Origin of the sequence: Streptococcus downei MFe28, from assembly GCF_900459175.1 — a bacterium.
Classification (GTDB): Bacteria; Bacillota; Bacilli; order Lactobacillales; family Streptococcaceae; genus Streptococcus; species Streptococcus downei.
The window spans coordinates 673,033-688,279 of the sequence record NZ_UHFA01000002.1 but is presented as its reverse complement, the minus strand read 5'-3'; the positions used below and the strand labels follow the sequence as shown (position 1 = coordinate 688,279).

Annotated in this window: 17 protein-coding genes and 2 tRNA genes; 3 read left to right on the top strand and 16 right to left on the bottom strand. The window is 44.1% G+C overall.

Going from position 1 to position 15,247, the window contains the following annotated elements; genetic code table 11:
* Positions 1–37: 37 nt before the first annotated feature.
* From gap to rsgA, 10 genes are all read right to left on the bottom strand, one after another.
* Positions 38–1,051: a type I glyceraldehyde-3-phosphate dehydrogenase gene (gap, locus tag DYE66_RS03360; protein WP_115324914.1), complete on the bottom strand. Its 1,014-nt coding sequence runs from the start codon at positions 1,049–1,051 to the stop codon at positions 38–40.
* A gap of 234 nt (positions 1,052–1,285) precedes the next feature.
* A complete protein-coding gene (gene fusA, locus DYE66_RS03355) occupies positions 1,286–3,367 on the bottom strand; it encodes an elongation factor G (protein WP_002999338.1) in 2,082 nt (693 codons plus the stop codon).
* A gap of 313 nt (positions 3,368–3,680) precedes the next feature.
* A complete protein-coding gene (gene rpsG / locus DYE66_RS03350; protein ID WP_002960941.1) occupies positions 3,681–4,151 on the bottom strand; it encodes a 30S ribosomal protein S7 in 471 nt (156 codons plus the stop codon).
* Positions 4,152–4,171: 20 nt separating this feature from the next.
* Positions 4,172–4,585: a 30S ribosomal protein S12 gene (gene rpsL / locus DYE66_RS03345; RefSeq protein ID WP_002999284.1), complete on the bottom strand. Its 414-nt coding sequence runs from the start codon at positions 4,583–4,585 to the stop codon at positions 4,172–4,174.
* Positions 4,586–4,823: 238 nt separating this feature from the next.
* Positions 4,824–5,639, bottom strand: coding sequence for a pur operon repressor (purR, locus tag DYE66_RS03335; protein WP_002999420.1), 816 nt, complete (start codon positions 5,637–5,639; stop codon positions 4,824–4,826).
* 96 nt (positions 5,640–5,735) lie between these two features.
* Entirely contained in the window at positions 5,736–6,674 is a 939-nt protein-coding gene (locus DYE66_RS03330; protein WP_002999212.1) for a 3'-5' exoribonuclease YhaM family protein, read from the bottom strand.
* A complete protein-coding gene (locus tag DYE66_RS03325) occupies positions 6,664–7,941 on the bottom strand; it encodes a DNA recombination protein RmuC (RefSeq protein ID WP_002999394.1) in 1,278 nt (425 codons plus the stop codon). Before DYE66_RS03325 ends, DYE66_RS03330 begins: the two co-directional genes overlap by 11 nt.
* The gene (locus DYE66_RS03320) at positions 7,938–8,573 is read right to left on the bottom strand and encodes a thiamine diphosphokinase (protein ID WP_002999344.1); all 636 of its coding nucleotides are present in this window, start codon (positions 8,571–8,573) and stop codon (positions 7,938–7,940) included. The genes DYE66_RS03325 and DYE66_RS03320 overlap by 4 nt, the downstream gene beginning before the upstream one ends.
* Positions 8,566–9,225, bottom strand: a complete 660-nt coding sequence (rpe, locus tag DYE66_RS03315) for a ribulose-phosphate 3-epimerase (RefSeq protein ID WP_115324912.1) — start codon at positions 9,223–9,225, stop codon at positions 8,566–8,568. Before rpe ends, DYE66_RS03320 begins: the two co-directional genes overlap by 8 nt.
* A gap of 12 nt (positions 9,226–9,237) precedes the next feature.
* Positions 9,238–10,110 (bottom strand): ribosome small subunit-dependent GTPase A, encoded by an 873-nt coding sequence (gene rsgA, locus DYE66_RS03310; protein WP_002999234.1) that lies wholly within the window; start codon positions 10,108–10,110, stop codon positions 9,238–9,240.
* A gap of 473 nt (positions 10,111–10,583) precedes the next feature.
* Here rsgA and DYE66_RS03305 point away from each other — a divergent pair.
* Both DYE66_RS03305 and DYE66_RS03300 read left to right on the top strand, forming a co-directional pair.
* A tRNA-Leu gene (locus DYE66_RS03305) sits at positions 10,584–10,666 on the top strand.
* A 128-nt stretch (positions 10,667–10,794) separates the two neighbouring features.
* Positions 10,795–10,884, top strand: a tRNA-Ser gene (locus tag DYE66_RS03300).
* 37 nt (positions 10,885–10,921) lie between these two features.
* Here DYE66_RS03300 and DYE66_RS03295 read toward each other — a convergent pair.
* From DYE66_RS03295 to DYE66_RS03285, 3 genes are read right to left on the bottom strand one after another with little or no spacing between them, the layout of a single operon-like run.
* Positions 10,922–11,329, bottom strand: a complete 408-nt coding sequence (locus tag DYE66_RS03295) for a hypothetical protein (RefSeq protein ID WP_002999359.1) — start codon at positions 11,327–11,329, stop codon at positions 10,922–10,924.
* A gap of 36 nt (positions 11,330–11,365) precedes the next feature.
* Positions 11,366–12,241, bottom strand: a complete 876-nt coding sequence (rsmA, locus tag DYE66_RS03290) for a 16S rRNA (adenine(1518)-N(6)/adenine(1519)-N(6))-dimethyltransferase RsmA (RefSeq protein WP_115324910.1) — start codon at positions 12,239–12,241, stop codon at positions 11,366–11,368.
* A gap of 53 nt (positions 12,242–12,294) precedes the next feature.
* The gene (locus tag DYE66_RS03285; RefSeq protein WP_002999415.1) at positions 12,295–12,909 is read right to left on the bottom strand and encodes a nitroreductase family protein; all 615 of its coding nucleotides are present in this window, start codon (positions 12,907–12,909) and stop codon (positions 12,295–12,297) included.
* A gap of 98 nt (positions 12,910–13,007) precedes the next feature.
* Here DYE66_RS03285 and DYE66_RS03280 point away from each other — a divergent pair, with 98 nt between their 5' ends.
* Positions 13,008–13,322, top strand: a complete 315-nt coding sequence (locus tag DYE66_RS03280) for a winged helix-turn-helix transcriptional regulator (RefSeq protein WP_002999428.1) — start codon at positions 13,008–13,010, stop codon at positions 13,320–13,322.
* A 68-nt stretch (positions 13,323–13,390) separates the two neighbouring features.
* Here the strand turns inward: DYE66_RS03280 and DYE66_RS03275 are convergent, their stop codons facing one another.
* From DYE66_RS03275 to DYE66_RS03265, 3 genes are all read right to left on the bottom strand, one after another.
* Complete coding sequence (locus tag DYE66_RS03275; protein WP_002999378.1) at positions 13,391–13,984, bottom strand: glutathione S-transferase N-terminal domain-containing protein; 594 nt, start codon at positions 13,982–13,984, stop codon at positions 13,391–13,393.
* 131 nt (positions 13,985–14,115) lie between these two features.
* Positions 14,116–14,634: a methyltransferase family protein gene (locus tag DYE66_RS03270; protein WP_002999320.1), complete on the bottom strand. Its 519-nt coding sequence runs from the start codon at positions 14,632–14,634 to the stop codon at positions 14,116–14,118.
* 21 nt (positions 14,635–14,655) lie between these two features.
* Positions 14,656–15,183 carry a DUF1697 domain-containing protein gene (locus tag DYE66_RS03265; protein WP_002999382.1) on the bottom strand — a complete coding sequence of 176 codons (528 nt, stop codon included), beginning with the start codon at positions 15,181–15,183 and terminating at the stop codon, positions 14,656–14,658.
* Between the last annotated feature and the right edge of the window lie 64 nt (positions 15,184–15,247).

Here is a 15,247-nt window from a genome sequence, read left to right as displayed (position 1 = left end):
TAGCCAAAGCCAGTCCTTTCAATCATTAAATAATAACTTATTTAGCGATTTTTGCGAAGTATTCAAGAGTACGAACCAATTGTGAAGTGTAAGACATTTCGTTATCGTACCATGAAACTGTTTTAACCAATTGAGTTCCATCTGCTGCTTCAGTTACTTCTGTTTGAGTTGCATCAAACAATGAACCAAATGACATACCAACGATATCAGAAGAAACGATTGGGTCAGTATTATAACCGTAGCTTTCAGTTGCAGCAGCCTTCATAGCAGCGTTAACTTCGTCAGCAGTCACCTTCTTGTCAAGAACTGAAACGAATTCAGTCAATGAACCTGTTGGAACTGGAACACGTTGAGCATGACCTTGCAATTTACCGTTCAATTCTGGCAATACAAGACCGATAGCTTTAGCAGCACCAGTTGAGTTAGGAACAATGTTTGCTGCAGCAGCACGTGCACGACGGAAGTCACCCTTACGGTGTGGACCGTCAAGGATCATTTGGTCACCAGTGTAACCGTGGATAGTTGTCATTGTACCAGCTTTAACACCGAAGTTCTTGTTCAAAGCGTCAGCCATTGGAGCCAAACAGTTTGTAGTACATGAACCAGCTGAGATAACTGTTTCAGAACCGTCAAGAACGTCATGGTTAGTGTTGAAAACAACAGTCTTAACATCTGATCCACCAGGAGCGGTGATAACAACCTTCTTAGCACCACCAGCATGCAAGTGCTTTTCAGCTGCTTCTTTAGTAGCAAAGAAACCAGTTGCTTCAAGAACGATTTCTACGCCATCGTTAGCCCAGTCAATTTGTTCTGGATCACGTTCAGCAGAAACTTTAACGAATTGGCCGTTAACTTCGAATCCACCGTCTTTGACTTCAACAGTACCGTTGAAACGACCTTGAGTAGTATCGTATTTCAACAAGTGTGCAAGCATTGCTGGGTCTGTAAGGTCGTTGATACGAGCAACTTCAACACCTTCAACGTTTTGGATACGACGGAATGCAAGACGTCCGATACGACCGAAACCGTTAATACCAACTTTAACTACCATGTGTGATTTCCTCCTTATGAAAATCATAAAAAATTTATTAAGGGCAAGCCCTTCTACGATTGTGAAAAGGTTAACTTGTGAGGTTCCACATACCCCTTCAACATGATTATTATATAACCTTTTTCTGTAAATTGCAACCACTTACCATTTTCAGAAAGTTACAAATTCTAGCTAAAAATAGAAAAAACTAGCAAGACCAGCTTACTAGTTTCTTTGTTTTCAAGTTAGCAATAATTATGCTTGGCCTGAATTTTTCTTAATGATTTCTTCTTGAACAGATTTTGGTACATCTTCGTAGTGGTCAAATACCATCATGAAGGTACCGCGACCTTGAGAAGATGAACGAAGGACGGTAGCATAACCAAACATTTCAGCAAGTGGCACGTAGGCACGAACGATTTGGCTGTTACCATGAGCTTCCATACCATCAACACGTCCACGACGAGCTGTTACGTGACCCATAACGTCACCAAGGTTTTCTTCTGGAACAGTGATAGTCACCAACATCATTGGTTCAAGGATAACAGGTTGGGCTGCCTTAGCTGCTTCTTTAAGAGCTAGGGAAGCTGCAATCTTGAAGGCTGTTTCAGATGAGTCGACATCGTGGTAAGAACCATCGTAAAGTTTAGCCTTAATGTCAACCAATGGATAACCAGCAAGGACACCATTAGCCATAGCTTCCTCCAAACCTTTTTCTACGGCAGGAATAAATTCACGTGGGACAACACCACCGACGATGGCATTTTCAAATTCAAAGCCTTTACCTTCTTCGTTTGGTGTGAATTCAATCCAAACATCACCAAATTGACCTTTACCACCAGATTGGCGTTTGAAGAAACCACGAGCTTGGGTAGAAGCACGGAAGGTTTCACGGTAGGATACTTGAGGAGCACCAACGTTTGCTTCAACCTTGTGTTCACGTTTGAGACGGTCAACAAGGACATCCAAGTGCAACTCACCCATACCAGAGATAACAGTCTCACCAGTTTCAGGGTTAGTTTCAACACGGAAGGTTGGGTCTTCTTCAGCCAGCTTTTGCAGACCGATAGCCATCTTGTCTTGGTCAGCCTTAGTCTTAGGTTCAACCATAAGTTGGATAACGGGTTCTGGAACTTCGATGGACTCAAGAATAACCTTGTGTTTTTCATCTGTCAAAGAGTCACCAGTTGTGGTATCCTTCAAACCAATAGCGGCAGCAATGTCACCAGAGTAAACCGTTTCGATTTCCTTACGGCTGTTGGCGTGCATTTGCAGGATACGTCCGATACGTTCCCGTTTGCCCTTGGTTGTATTCATAACGTATGAACCAGAGTTCATGACACCTGAATATACACGGATGAAGGTCAGACGACCAACGAATGGGTCAGTCATGATCTTGAAGGCAAGAGCTGCGAATGGTTCCTCATCAGATGCTGGACGTTCTTCTTCTTCGTCTGTATCTGGGTTCACACCCTTGATGGCTGGGATGTCAAGTGGGCTTGGAAGATAGTCAATAACGGCATCAAGCATCATTTGAACACCCTTGTTCTTGAAGGCAGAACCACAGAGAACTGGGAAGAATTCAACATTGATAGTTGCACGACGGATAGCAGCCTTCAATTCGTCGTTAGTAATTTCTTCACCTTCAAGATATTTCATCATCAGGTCTTCATCTGTTTCAGCTACGGCTTCAATCAGTTTTTCCCGATACTCTTGAGCTTGTTCAAGATATTCAGCTGGAATTTCTTCTTCAAAAATATCTGTACCAAGGTCATTGGTGTAAACTTCAGCCTTCATGGTAATCAAGTCAATGATACCTGAGAAGTCATCTTCAGCACCGATTGGCAATTGAATTGGGTGAGCGTTCGCTTGCAAACGTTCGTGCAAGGTTGACACTGAGTAAAGGAAGTCAGCACCAATCTTATCCATCTTGTTAGCAAATACGATACGTGGAACTCCGTATTCAGTAGCTTGACGCCAAACGGTTTCCGTTTGAGGTTCAACACCTGATTGAGCATCCAAAACGGTTACAGCACCATCAAGAACCCGAAGGGAACGTTGAACTTCGATAGTGAAGTCCACGTGTCCTGGGGTGTCAATGATGTTAACACGGTGACCATTCCATTGGGCAGTTGTTGCCGCAGATGTGATGGTGATACCACGTTCTTGTTCTTGTTCCATCCAGTCCATTTGTGAAGCCCCTTCGTGAGTTTCACCAATTTTGTGGATACGACCTGTGTAGTAAAGAATACGCTCTGTAGTAGTTGTTTTACCGGCATCGACGTGAGCCATGATACCGATGTTACGAGTTTTTTCCAATGAAAATTCGCGAGCCATGAATGATTCTCCTATAAATCTATAATTTTTTGAAAAAACGGATAGGCAGGGACCTACCCGTTTTATTTATTCGCTTAGGTTTGGATACGAGACTTAGCAAACTCGGGCTAAATGCCTTTGTTCCTTAAATAATTGAGCACAGGCTAAACGCTGTGTGAATCTTATTTAATTGAGTTCAGACTACATTGTTTTTAGCCGAATTGAACTCGACTCGAGAGCGACCAGTCCAAAAAGATATAAATTCCTAGAAACTGAAGTTTCTTCGTCATTTTTCCTATTTTGTCCTTGCTCTCTTCGTCTCTGTATCTTAATCTTACCAGCGGAAATGTGCGAAGGCACGGTTGGCTTCTGCCATACGGTGAGTATCTTCGCGTTTCTTAACAGCAGCACCTGTGTTGTTTGAGGCATCCAAAATTTCTTTTGCCAAACGGTCTTGCATAGTATGTTCACCACGGGCACGTGAAGCATTTACCAACCAACGAAGGCCAAGTGTAGTTCGGCGTTCTGGACGAACTTCAACTGGGACTTGGTAGTTAGACCCACCGACACGGCGAGCACGGACTTCAAGTACAGGCATGATGTTTTCCATCGCTGTTTCAAAAACTTCAAGAGCATCGTTGCTAGTTGCGTCTTTGATTTGGTCAAAGGCACCGTAAACGATGGTAGCAGCTGTACCACGTTTACCGTCAAGCATAACACGGTTGATAAGACGTGTTACAAGTTTTGAATTGTACAATGGATCTGGCAATACTTCGCGCTTAGGCGCTTGATTTTTACGACTCATTAGTTCTTATCCCCCTTCTATTATCCTTTAGGACGTTTAGCACCGTATTTAGAACGGCCTTGTTTACGGTCGGCAACACCTGCAGTATCAAGGGCACCACGGACGATATGATAACGAACCCCTGGAAGGTCTTTAACACGTCCACCACGGATAAGCACAACACTGTGTTCTTGCAAGTTGTGGCCGATACCTGGGATATAAGCTGTGACTTCGATCAAGTTGCTCAAACGTACACGAGCGAATTTACGAAGGGCAGAGTTAGGTTTTTTAGGTGTCATAGTACCAACACGAGTGGCAACACCACGTTTTTGTGGTGAAGAAACGTTTGTTGGAACTTTTTTGTGTGAGTTGTAACCAACGTTAAGTGCTGGTGAGTCAGATTTCTCAACTTTAGATTTACGCGGTTTACGTACCAATTGGTTGATTGTAGGCATCTACATTTTCTCCTGTAAAATTTTATTTTTGGTTGATAGAGCGCTTGGTGACAGTCTCCATCAGAGGTGTACTTTGCAACATTTGTCAGCACGTCTCTGTACACTTTGGAGAGACCAAAAGTAAAAAGTACCGTTTATTATAGTACCAATATTAACAGGCTTTGTCAACGAAAAATGGCTGTTTTTTCAGTCTTCAAAAGAAAAACTAACCCGCTTGAATCGAGTTAGCTTTGAGATTCTATTGAAAAATATTTCCTAGTTCTACCTTGACTAGGTTGTTTTTGACATCAATCTCTGAAACCGTCAAGAGGGACTTATAGTCAAAGAGGTGCTCGCGCTCCTTTTGTGAGTTCTCAGCAAAGACAGCGACACCGACCAAGTCACTTTCAAACTCTCTGAGCAGACTAATCATCCCACTGATGGTTCCACCACCCTTGAGGAAGTCATCAACAATTAAAACACGGCTCTTGGGTTTGAGGCTACGCTTGGACAGAAACATCTTCTCGATACGATCACTAGAACCGCTGACATAATTGACAGAGACTGTTGATCCTTCGGTAATCTTCAAATCCCGCCTTACGATAACGAAGGGAACATTGAGGACGTTTGCGACAGCATTGGCCAGAGGAACACCCTTGGTGGCCACCGTCATGACAGCATCAACCTTTTGACCAGCAAAGGCACTAGCAATAATCCGACCAACACTCTGTAAAATGCTAGGCGTGCTGAGAAGATCAGATAAATAGATATAGCCTCCTGGCAGAATCCGATCACTCTCTGATAAACGTTGGCAGAGCTCTTGGACAATACCTCTAGCCTCCTCTTGAGAGATGCTAGGGGTAAAAATAACACCGCCACTAGCCCCTGTTACCGTCTCAATATGGCCAATATTGCTATTTTCGAAGGCCCGCTTGATGATAGCAATGTCCTCGGAAATTGAGGATTTAGCAGCTTGGTACTTTTCGGCAAAGGTATTTAAACTGGTTAAGCTGTAAGGATTGTTAATCAGATAGTTGGAGATAACCACCATCCGCTCACTTCTTCTTAATTTCATTAGTCTTTCCATTTCTTATTGTTTTAAGAAAATTGTATCATAAAATACAGCAAAAAACGAACATTTACACCGTAAATATTCATTTTATCCCTTGTTTTATAAGTTTGGCTTGTAAAAAGAACGATTTTCTAGGGCAAAGACGCGACTGGTCATCTCACCCTCCTCCACCTGGGCCAGAGCCGTTGTCATCATCATCATTTCAGCATCAATATTATCAATCATGTGAATGATTTCTGCCTCCATGACTTGAGGGCGAACAGGGCTGCCATATTCTAATTGGCCATGGTGACTGAGCACCACATGGCGAAGAATAGTGACATCTTCTCGGTCATCCTCAATTCCTAACTCAATGATGGCCTTGGTGATTTCCTCATTGACCAGAGCGATATGACCGATAAGGTTGCCACGAACAGTGTACTCTGTGCCATCAACGCCAGAGAGTTCGATACACTTGGCTAAATCATGTAGCATAATGCCAGCAAAGAGGAGGCTTTTATTGAGATTGGGATAGATGTCACCAATACTATCGGCTAGGCGAACCATGGTCGCCGTGTGGTAGGCCAGCCCATTTTCAAAGGCATGATGGTTGGTCTTGGCGGCTGGATAGGTAAAAAAGGCCTTATCAAACTTACGGTAAAGGGTGCGGACAATCCTTTGCCAGGTAGCATTTTCAATTTTGAACATCATCCCTTCAAGGTAGTCACGAATTTCGGTGATATTGACTGGAGATTTTTCCCGAAAATCGGCTGGATCGCTGGGTTCACCCTCTTTGACATTACGCAGGGTGATTTGATTGACCTGAGGAGTACCATTGTAGACCTCGCGCCGACCTTGCATATGGACAACCTTACCAGCAGTGAATTCTTGGACATTGTGGGGCTGAGCGTCCCAAAGGTTACCTGAAATCTGGCCTGAGTCATCTTGGAAGGTCATGGCTAGATAGTCCTTGCCTGCCCGCGTTTTTCTCAGTTCAGCTTTTTTAATCAGGTAGAAACCTTCAAAAAGCTCATCTTTTTTCATTTGATTAATTTTCATGCGAGTCCTCGCCTTCTTCTATTTGCGGGATATTGAGTAGGGATTGCGTGTTAGAATCTTGATAAGCTTCAACCCTATCTAGGGCTCTGACGATGGCATTGGTCCTAGTTGTCAGGAGGCTATCAACGGTCTTGCTAGCGGTGTTGAGTTGCTTCTGAGCCTTGGTCAGCATGCCACCGAATTTAGTAAACTCAGTTTTGACATTGCCCAAAATTTTGGAAATATCGTCTGCATTCTTTTGGATATTAAGCGTCTTAAAGCCAACCGAGAGAGAATTGAGCAAGGCTGACAAGGTTGAAGGGCCTGCTACAACAATATTTTCCTCCCGTCTTAAGCCGTCAAAGAAGGCCGAATTTCGGACCACTTCCGAGTAGAGCCCTTCTGTCGGCAAAAACATGATGCCAAAATTGGTGGTTTCTGGTGGATTGAGGTACTTCTTTTGGATATCCTTGGCAAAGCGTTTGAGACTGGCCAGAAGCGACTTGCGATAGGCCTCAATCTGCTGGCTATCGCCAGATTCGTAGGCCTCTTCCAACCGATAGTAATCTTCCAAGGGAAACTTGGAGTCTATGGGCAGATAGACATATTGACCATCGTGGTTGCCAGGGAGTTTAATAGCATACTCGACCCGCTCACTAGAGCCCTTAACCGTAGCAAATTCCCGCTCATACTGGCTGTCGGTCATGATGTCTTCGATGATTTGGCCCAGCTGCAATTCACCCATAATTCCACGGGTCTTAGTGTTGGAGAGGACCTTGTTGAGGGTGCCAACATCTTGGGCAACTGTCTTCATTTGTCCAAGGCCTTGGTTAACCGATTCCAATTGTTGAGAGACTGTCGCAAAGGAGGCCTGCAGGCGAGTTTGCAGAGTTTGTTCCAGCTTTTCTTCAACGGTCTGCCGCATTTGGTCCAGCCGTTTTTCGTTGGATTCCTGCATCTCTTTGACGGCCTTGGTCAGAGTCTGGTTCATCAGCTCCAGTCGCTGATCCGAGCGGTCCCGATTATCACTGAGATTCTTGTGGAGGACATCGCGGATGTCAGCCAGTTGCTGGTAGGTTTCTGTCTTTTGTTGACCCAATTCTTGATTGAGGGCTAGAATCTGATCCTTCTTAGCCAAATCCAACTGATAGGAAACCTGCTCAGATAAATTGTCAGCATTGTCATCCAAGGCTTTCCTTAGCTGACTCTGGAGATCGGCTACCCTGATGACAAGATAGAAGGAGAGACCCAGGCTAGCTAGGCCAATAAGCATTAGAATGAGGCTCATGTTTTGTCCTTACTTTGAATAACGACGAGGTAGCCCTGATTTAGACTGACCTCTATCGCTTGATTGCTAAATTCATTGCTAGAATAGATTTTCTTTTGGAAATAATTGCCCGAGGTCAGCTCATACTTGGCACCCTTGATCGTTAGATTGGTAGCACCTTCGGTCATAAAGGAGACGTAAGTCATGCCTGGAATCGCTGAAATCTGGTGCCGACCAGCTGGCAAATAGTCAATGACATTTTGCTCATCCACTAGACTGATTTGCTTCATAAAAGGGGCAATCTCGGGGTCGCCAGGCAGGAAGACATTGCTGAGGGCATGATCTAAACGCCCGCCAAAGGCTCCAAAAATAGTTAGCTGAGCTTGGGGATACAAGTCTAGAACAGTCTTAAGAGCCAGCTCGGTATCTGTATCATTCTTCTGGCTGGAAGCCTGAATTAGCTGACTAGCCTGCTGACCAATCTGCTGTAGTTCTCGGTCTGTCACCGAATCAAAATCACCGATAGCTAAATCTAAAGGGAGACCCTGCTCAAGTAGCCAGAGACAGGCACGGTCAATACCGACATAAGCATCGAAATCTTGGGGAATTTCAACTCGGCAACCACCTGCTAAAAGAGCAATTTTCTTAGGCATCTAGAGCATCCCGTAGAGTTTGAACCTGACTAGCTAAGTCGTCAGCCTTAAAGAGATAAGACCCCGCAACAAAAACATTGGCTCCTGCATCCTTGCAGGCCTTGATGGTCTTGTCATCAACTCCGCCATCGACTTCAATGTCAAAATTATAGCCAGCTTCTTCTCGCCAAGTGGCTACTTTTTTCACCTTTTCTAACATCTCTGGAATAAAGGCTTGACCACCAAAGCCAGGATTAACCGTCATAATCAGCACCTGGTCAACTAAGTTGAGAATTGGTTCCAATGCAGAAACTGGCGTCCCTGGATTGATAACAACCCCTGCCTTGAGACCTGCTTTTTTGATTTTTTGCAAGGCTCCGTGAATATGCTGGGTGGCTTCAACATGGATGGTCATAATATCCGCCCCAGCTTGGGCAAAAGCATCCACATAACGTTCGGGTTCAACCACCATCAGGTGACAGTCGAAGACCAGCTTGCTGTGTTTCCGCAGGCTGGCAACGACATCAGCCCCGAAGCTGATGTTGGGAACGAACTGGCCATCCATAATATCAATATGAACGTAGTCGGCACTGGTTTCATCAATCCGTTTAAGTTCTTGGGCGAAATTAGCGTAATCAGCAGCTAGAATTGAGGGAGCAATTTTATTGACCATAGAAGCATAATCCTACTTTCTTTTGATGACTTTCTTATAGGTTTCTCGACGATTTTCAATCTCACTAAGGAAAACCAGGTAATCATCGTAACGACTGGCCCAAATCTGATTAGACTCTAGGGCAGCCTTGACAGCACAAGCTGGCTCATGGGTGTGGGTGCAGGAGCGAAATTTACAATTCTGGCTCAGTTTGCGAAATTCTGGGAAGGCTTGATTGAGCTGGGCACTATCCGAAACTTCATAATCAATGGAAGAAAAACCTGGGGTATCAGCAATCTTTCCTCCATGAACATTATAGAAGCTGACAGCCCGAGTCGTATGCCGGCCCCGTCCTAAACTATTAGAAATTGCCTTGGTTTCCAGTTCAAGCTCAGGAGCAATTTTATTGAGCAGGGTAGATTTCCCCACACCGGTCTGGCCCATAAAGACCGTGGTTTGGCCTTTTAGCTTGGGTAGGAGTTGATCTAACGACCAGCAAAATTCATAACCGATTGCTTGATAGTGCTGACCAATCGCTTTTATCTGATTCTCGTCTTCAAGGAGGTCGGTCTTGGAGATATAAACCAGCGGTTTAATTCCCTTGTGCTCCAAGAGCACCAAAAAGCGATCCAGGAGGTTGCTGTTAAAATCAGGCTCCTTGGCCGACATGATAACCACGGCCTGATCAATGTTGACAATGGGAGGTCGCACCAGACTGTTTTTGCGCTCATGAATCTTCAAAATATAACCTTGGGAATTTTCCTCGGCCGAAAAATCAACCCAATCACCCACATAGGGGGTCTGGCCTTTTTTTCGAAAATTTCCTCGAGCTCGCGTCTGAAAAATTTGACCGCCTGCTTCCACATAATAGAAACCCGCTAAAGCCTTGATAATTCTACCTTGCAAATGAACTCCTTTGTGAATTTTATGGGCTTATTATACCACAAAAGCAAGGGTCAGATGTGACTAAACTTTATTTGCCAAAGATTGTCCTGAACTTTGACAGGAAGAGCGAAATAGCAGGCCGTATAAAGGGAAAAATTGACAAGTTTTAATATCCACGCTTCCACCTACCTCGAATTTTTTTTGCTAAAAGAACCGCAGACTACCGCTAAATTCCCAGACAAAGTTCTAGTTTTGGACATTAGCTAGAACTTACTTTGAGAACTTAGATTTGTATTTTTGTGATGTCATGATGACCTCTTTCTAACAGAAAAGTCTCAGACTTAATTCCACCACAAAAACACGTTTCAGACTAACTTCTAGTTTTGTCACCTGACTGGAACTTACTTTGGGAATTAACAGGAAACTTAGAACCGCGGACTTCCTGCTAACTTAATCTTGCAATTTTCAGAAAATCCGCTATAATAGTCTTATATGCGGAGGTGGTGGAACGGCAGACACGCATGCTTCAGGCGCATGTGCCCGTACGGGTGTGAGGGTTCAAATCCCTTCCTCCGCATTAGTGACATCGAAACTGATGTCTTTTATTTTTCCTCAATGACAATTGGTCTTAGCCAAGGAGCCTAGTCACAGAGACATTGCCAGACAAAGCAACCAAGACTAGGACTAATTGTCAAGAGGACTTTTGGAAAGGTGGCCCAGCTTGGTACGGCACCGGACTCGAAATCCGGCAAGTGGACTTTTGTTCATGCGCGGGTTCAAATCCCGTCCTTTCCTTAGATAGACAAAAGCCAGCCCGCTTGGGTTGGCTTTTTTAGGTGTGAGTTCGCTGGGGCAAAGAAATTAGCCAGAGACTGAGCAAAAGAATAAAGGCCGTTAAACTTCCAGTCAGATATTTTTCCCAAGGACTGGTGCTAATAAAGAAATTGAAGACTGTTGCTAAGCCTATGAAAACAGTAGCTAATCGGACAATCCATTGGGCATAGCTAGCCTGCCAGCGGCTCTTAACAAGTCCTCCATAAACTAGGTAGGCATAACCAATTGTAGCCCAAACTAGAAACAAGGCAAGGTTGGCCGGCCGCAGCCAAAGCGGAAAGACCTCATAGGTACCTCCAAAGAAGAGCTTGCCTAGTGGAGCTCCAAATAAAATTAGCAGGTGCAAGATGGCTTGAGAAAACCAAACTAGGGCACAAATAAAGGATAAAATTTTTCGTCTTGTCATTAGACTCTCCTTTCTGAACATTACTGAGGTTGATGCCTATTTCACGCCCGCATCCAAGAGGGCATCGGCTAGACGGCCAAAGTCCTGAATGGAGAGGGCTTCGCCACGGATATTCGGTTTCAGCTCTGCCATTTCAAGGGCAGCTTGGAGTTTGGACTTGGTTGCTTCTTCCTTACCGAAGCGATTAGTCAGATTATTCCAGAGGGTCTTGCGGCGATGGACAAAGCTGGCCTTGGCCACATCAAAGAAGAAATCCTCATCCTGGACGGCAATCAGAGGAGCCGGACGCCTGGTCATCTTGAGAATGGCGGAATCGACATTGGGGGCTGGGACAAAGACCGTGCGAGGCACGATAAAAGCCACCTTGGCGCTCATGTAGTACTGGACGGCGATGGATAGGCTGCCGTAGGCCTTGGTGTTAGGTTCCGCCGAAATGCGATTGGCCACCTCTTTTTGCATCATGACCACAAACTCCGCAAAAGGAATCTTGCTCTCAATCAGATGCATGAGAATGGGCGTAGTGATATAGTAGGGCAGGTTGGCTACTACCTTGATGGGCAGGTTGGGATTGGCAAAATTCTTAATCTGGGTCTGCAAATCTGATTTGAGAATATCTTCATTGATGACGGTGACATTATCAAAATCCCGCAAAGTGTCTGCCAAAATCGGAATCAGGCGGTCATCAATTTCAAAAGTCATAACCTCAGCGGCCTGCTCCGCTAAAAACTCGGTCAAGGCTCCGATACCGGGGCCAATCTCAATAACATTGACATTTTGGTCAATCTCAGTCGTATCAACAATCTTCTGCAAAATATTGGTATCGGTCAGGAAATTCTGACCAAAGGATTTTTTAAAAGTGAACCCGTGCCGCTCCAAAATTGCCCGAGTCACACTGTAGTCTGCTATTTTCATACCTTGTATTATACCATAAAGATGGAGATAGGCTTGTCAGGTTGGGGCAGACTTTAATCAATAAATCTGGTAAAGTCTTTGACGGGACGTCTGGCATGGGGATACCCTGGTGTTAAGGCTTTTCCAACCGGCAACATTAGGATAGGTTCCCAATTCTCTGGAAGCTGGAGATAGGCCTTTATGGCTGTGAAATCAGCTCCTCGCATAGGAACACTATCATAACCAAAACTTCTCACCACATGCATAAGATTCATAGCAAAAAGACCAACGTCCAATCGAAGCCCTTCCAAGTCCTTATCCTCTGGATGAAGTTTAAAATAAGCCTCTATTCGGGATAATTTACCAGCAACTTCAGCCCTAGAGATGGCTCCTCGTTGAAGATGAAACTCTTGCCACCAATCTAAATCATAGGCCAATTTATCGCCAAAGACTAGAAAGACCGCTGAGGCATCTTTAACCTGAACCTGCCCTGCTGCTAATTGAGCTAAATGGGCCTGTTTTTCCTTGTCACGAACAACAACGACTCGCCAAGGCTGGAAATTGTTTCCCGACGGAGCCTGACTAGCGTGCTCCAAGATTGATTGTGCTAGGCTTCTAGGGAGAGTATCTCTAGGATTAAAGTGCCGAACCGAACGACGACCATCTAAAAAATCTAAAAAAGTTTCCATCTGATTTTCTCCTTGTCTTCTAAGATAAATTCATTATAATAGAGCCAAATACAAAAAAACAGTAGTCACTTTTTTATGACTATCAGGAAGAGATGCTTATGCAAACAAGAAACAACTGGAACTGCGGTCTGACGAGAGTCATGGACAGCCTAGCAGGAAAGTGGAAACTACAAATCTTTTGGATCATTTCCCAGAAGCAGCCCGCCCGATTTAATCAATTAAAACGGGATGTTAAGGGGATTACAAAAACCATGTTAACTCGCTCCTTAGGTGATCTTATCAAAGAGGATCTCATTATCAAAGAGGATTTTAAGACTTGGCCACTGCACACCCAGTATTCACTCAGCCCCAAAGGGCAAGAGCTTCTAAAACTCATGATGGGTTTAAATGACTGGGGCAGGGAAAATCTGTAAAGCAAACTGTATCCATTTTGGGAAATTTTCAGACAGCGTCTTCCATGTTATAGTCTGCACTTTTTCTCTTATGCTAATGGTGCCCAACTATCTGCCAATTCAGGATAGCGCTGGTTCATTTGGGCTGCCCACTTAATCAGGAACGGGTGCTCGTCTTCAAGGTTAACCCCCAGCACCGACTGTCGCAGCAGCCACCAATCAACTAAACAGACTGCCGTTAGCGTTCCCATATTCAAATCATCTTCAAAAGCATCTAGGTCTTTTTCTAATTGGGCAAAGCTGCGCAGACAGCGCTCTAAGAGCTGTTCTTGACGGCTATGCCACCAGTCTGATTCTTTTCTCATCATGCGCTCAGCAACCACAATCATGGCATTTTCCAAAATCCCATCAGCCAAGCGGCTCTTGGAACTTGGAATCAAGGGACTGTTCTGACCAAAATGATCCAGATAATCCGCAATCAGATAAGAACCGTAAAGCCACTGCCCGCTATCCGTTTGAAAAGCCGGTATACGCCCCAAAGGATTGTCGACATTGTGAGGAGCCTTGGCATCAAAGGCCATGGTTGTCTCAAGCAAACTAACTTTCTGTTCTAAATGATGATGCCTCAGCGTCACAATAGCCTTGCGGGCGTAGGGGCTTGTTTTTGAATACCATAATTTCATAAGTTTCTCCTTTGCCTTTATGATAAAAGTTCTCCGATAATCAGAGATTTCTAAAGTAAAAGCATGACACCCCCAAAATCTCGCGTCACACTCTAGTCTGCGATTCTCATGTATAATAAATTCCTCTATTTTCAAAAATACCGTCTGACAGCTTTCCTGTAGCGGTCATAAGCTTGACCAAACTGTTTCCTGCACCATCTTTCCTCCGACAAAATAATCCAATGGCCGGACACCTGAAAAATGAGCGTCAGCAGTCCGAAAATCAGAGACTGGGCCAACAAAGACATTCCGATCAAAATCACGAAATAGGACAGGTAAATCGGGTTGCGGGAAAATTTATAAATACCCTTTTGGTTAAAGCCTGCTTGATCAGGGAAGGCAAAGTGAACCATGGTAACAGCACACAAAATCAACCCCAAGATATAACTAAAAAGTCCTAGATAAAAGCAGACAGAACCGTCACTTTTGATTGGTAACAGCAGGGACATCACAGCAAGAGCCAGAGTCGCCAGCTGATAAACGATATAGGCAATTCGCTCATTTCCCTTGACAGGTGCAAAATGAGCAGCTCGCTTCAAAGCCTTTTTATTCACAAAAGAAAGCAGACCAAACCGAACCCCAATAAAAGGCAAGAACAAAATAGTTAACATATTTATTCTCCTTTAATCTAGCTACATCTCACTGAGTTTGCTTGTCACACTCAATTTGCGCATAGTAGCTCTGATACCCAATTTCTTTTCTAAAAAATTGGTATTGAGGCGTTTTTTCTTGGCTTCTCGTGGTAAATATAAATAAAGGCATTCGCTGCCAACCACAAAGGCTTCATCACCAAAATCTGTTTCTGTCAAATCTGCTAAAGTTTCTTTAGACCAGTCATCATTGGTAAAAACAAGGTGGATACGTGACGCATCATAAGTCGCATCAAAAGGATCCTCCTGAGCAGCTATCGTCAACTGTTCTGGTAATTTGATAATCACAGACAAGTCAGCACCAAGCTGCTTTAAAATTGTATCATGAACTAATCTTTTGATAGCCTCATCGGACAAGTCTGTATTCAAGATAATATTACCACTTTGAATATAGGTTTTAACTGATAAGAAACCGGCAGCCTCTAAGATTTCTACTAAGTCAGACATTTTCGGAATTCGATTTTTCCCCGTCGGTGTAACACCACGAAGTAAGATAATTTTCTTGGCCATAGTATCATCAACCTCTTTTCTCCCCTATTCTACCATACCCCTATTCAAAAAATTACCCTCATTT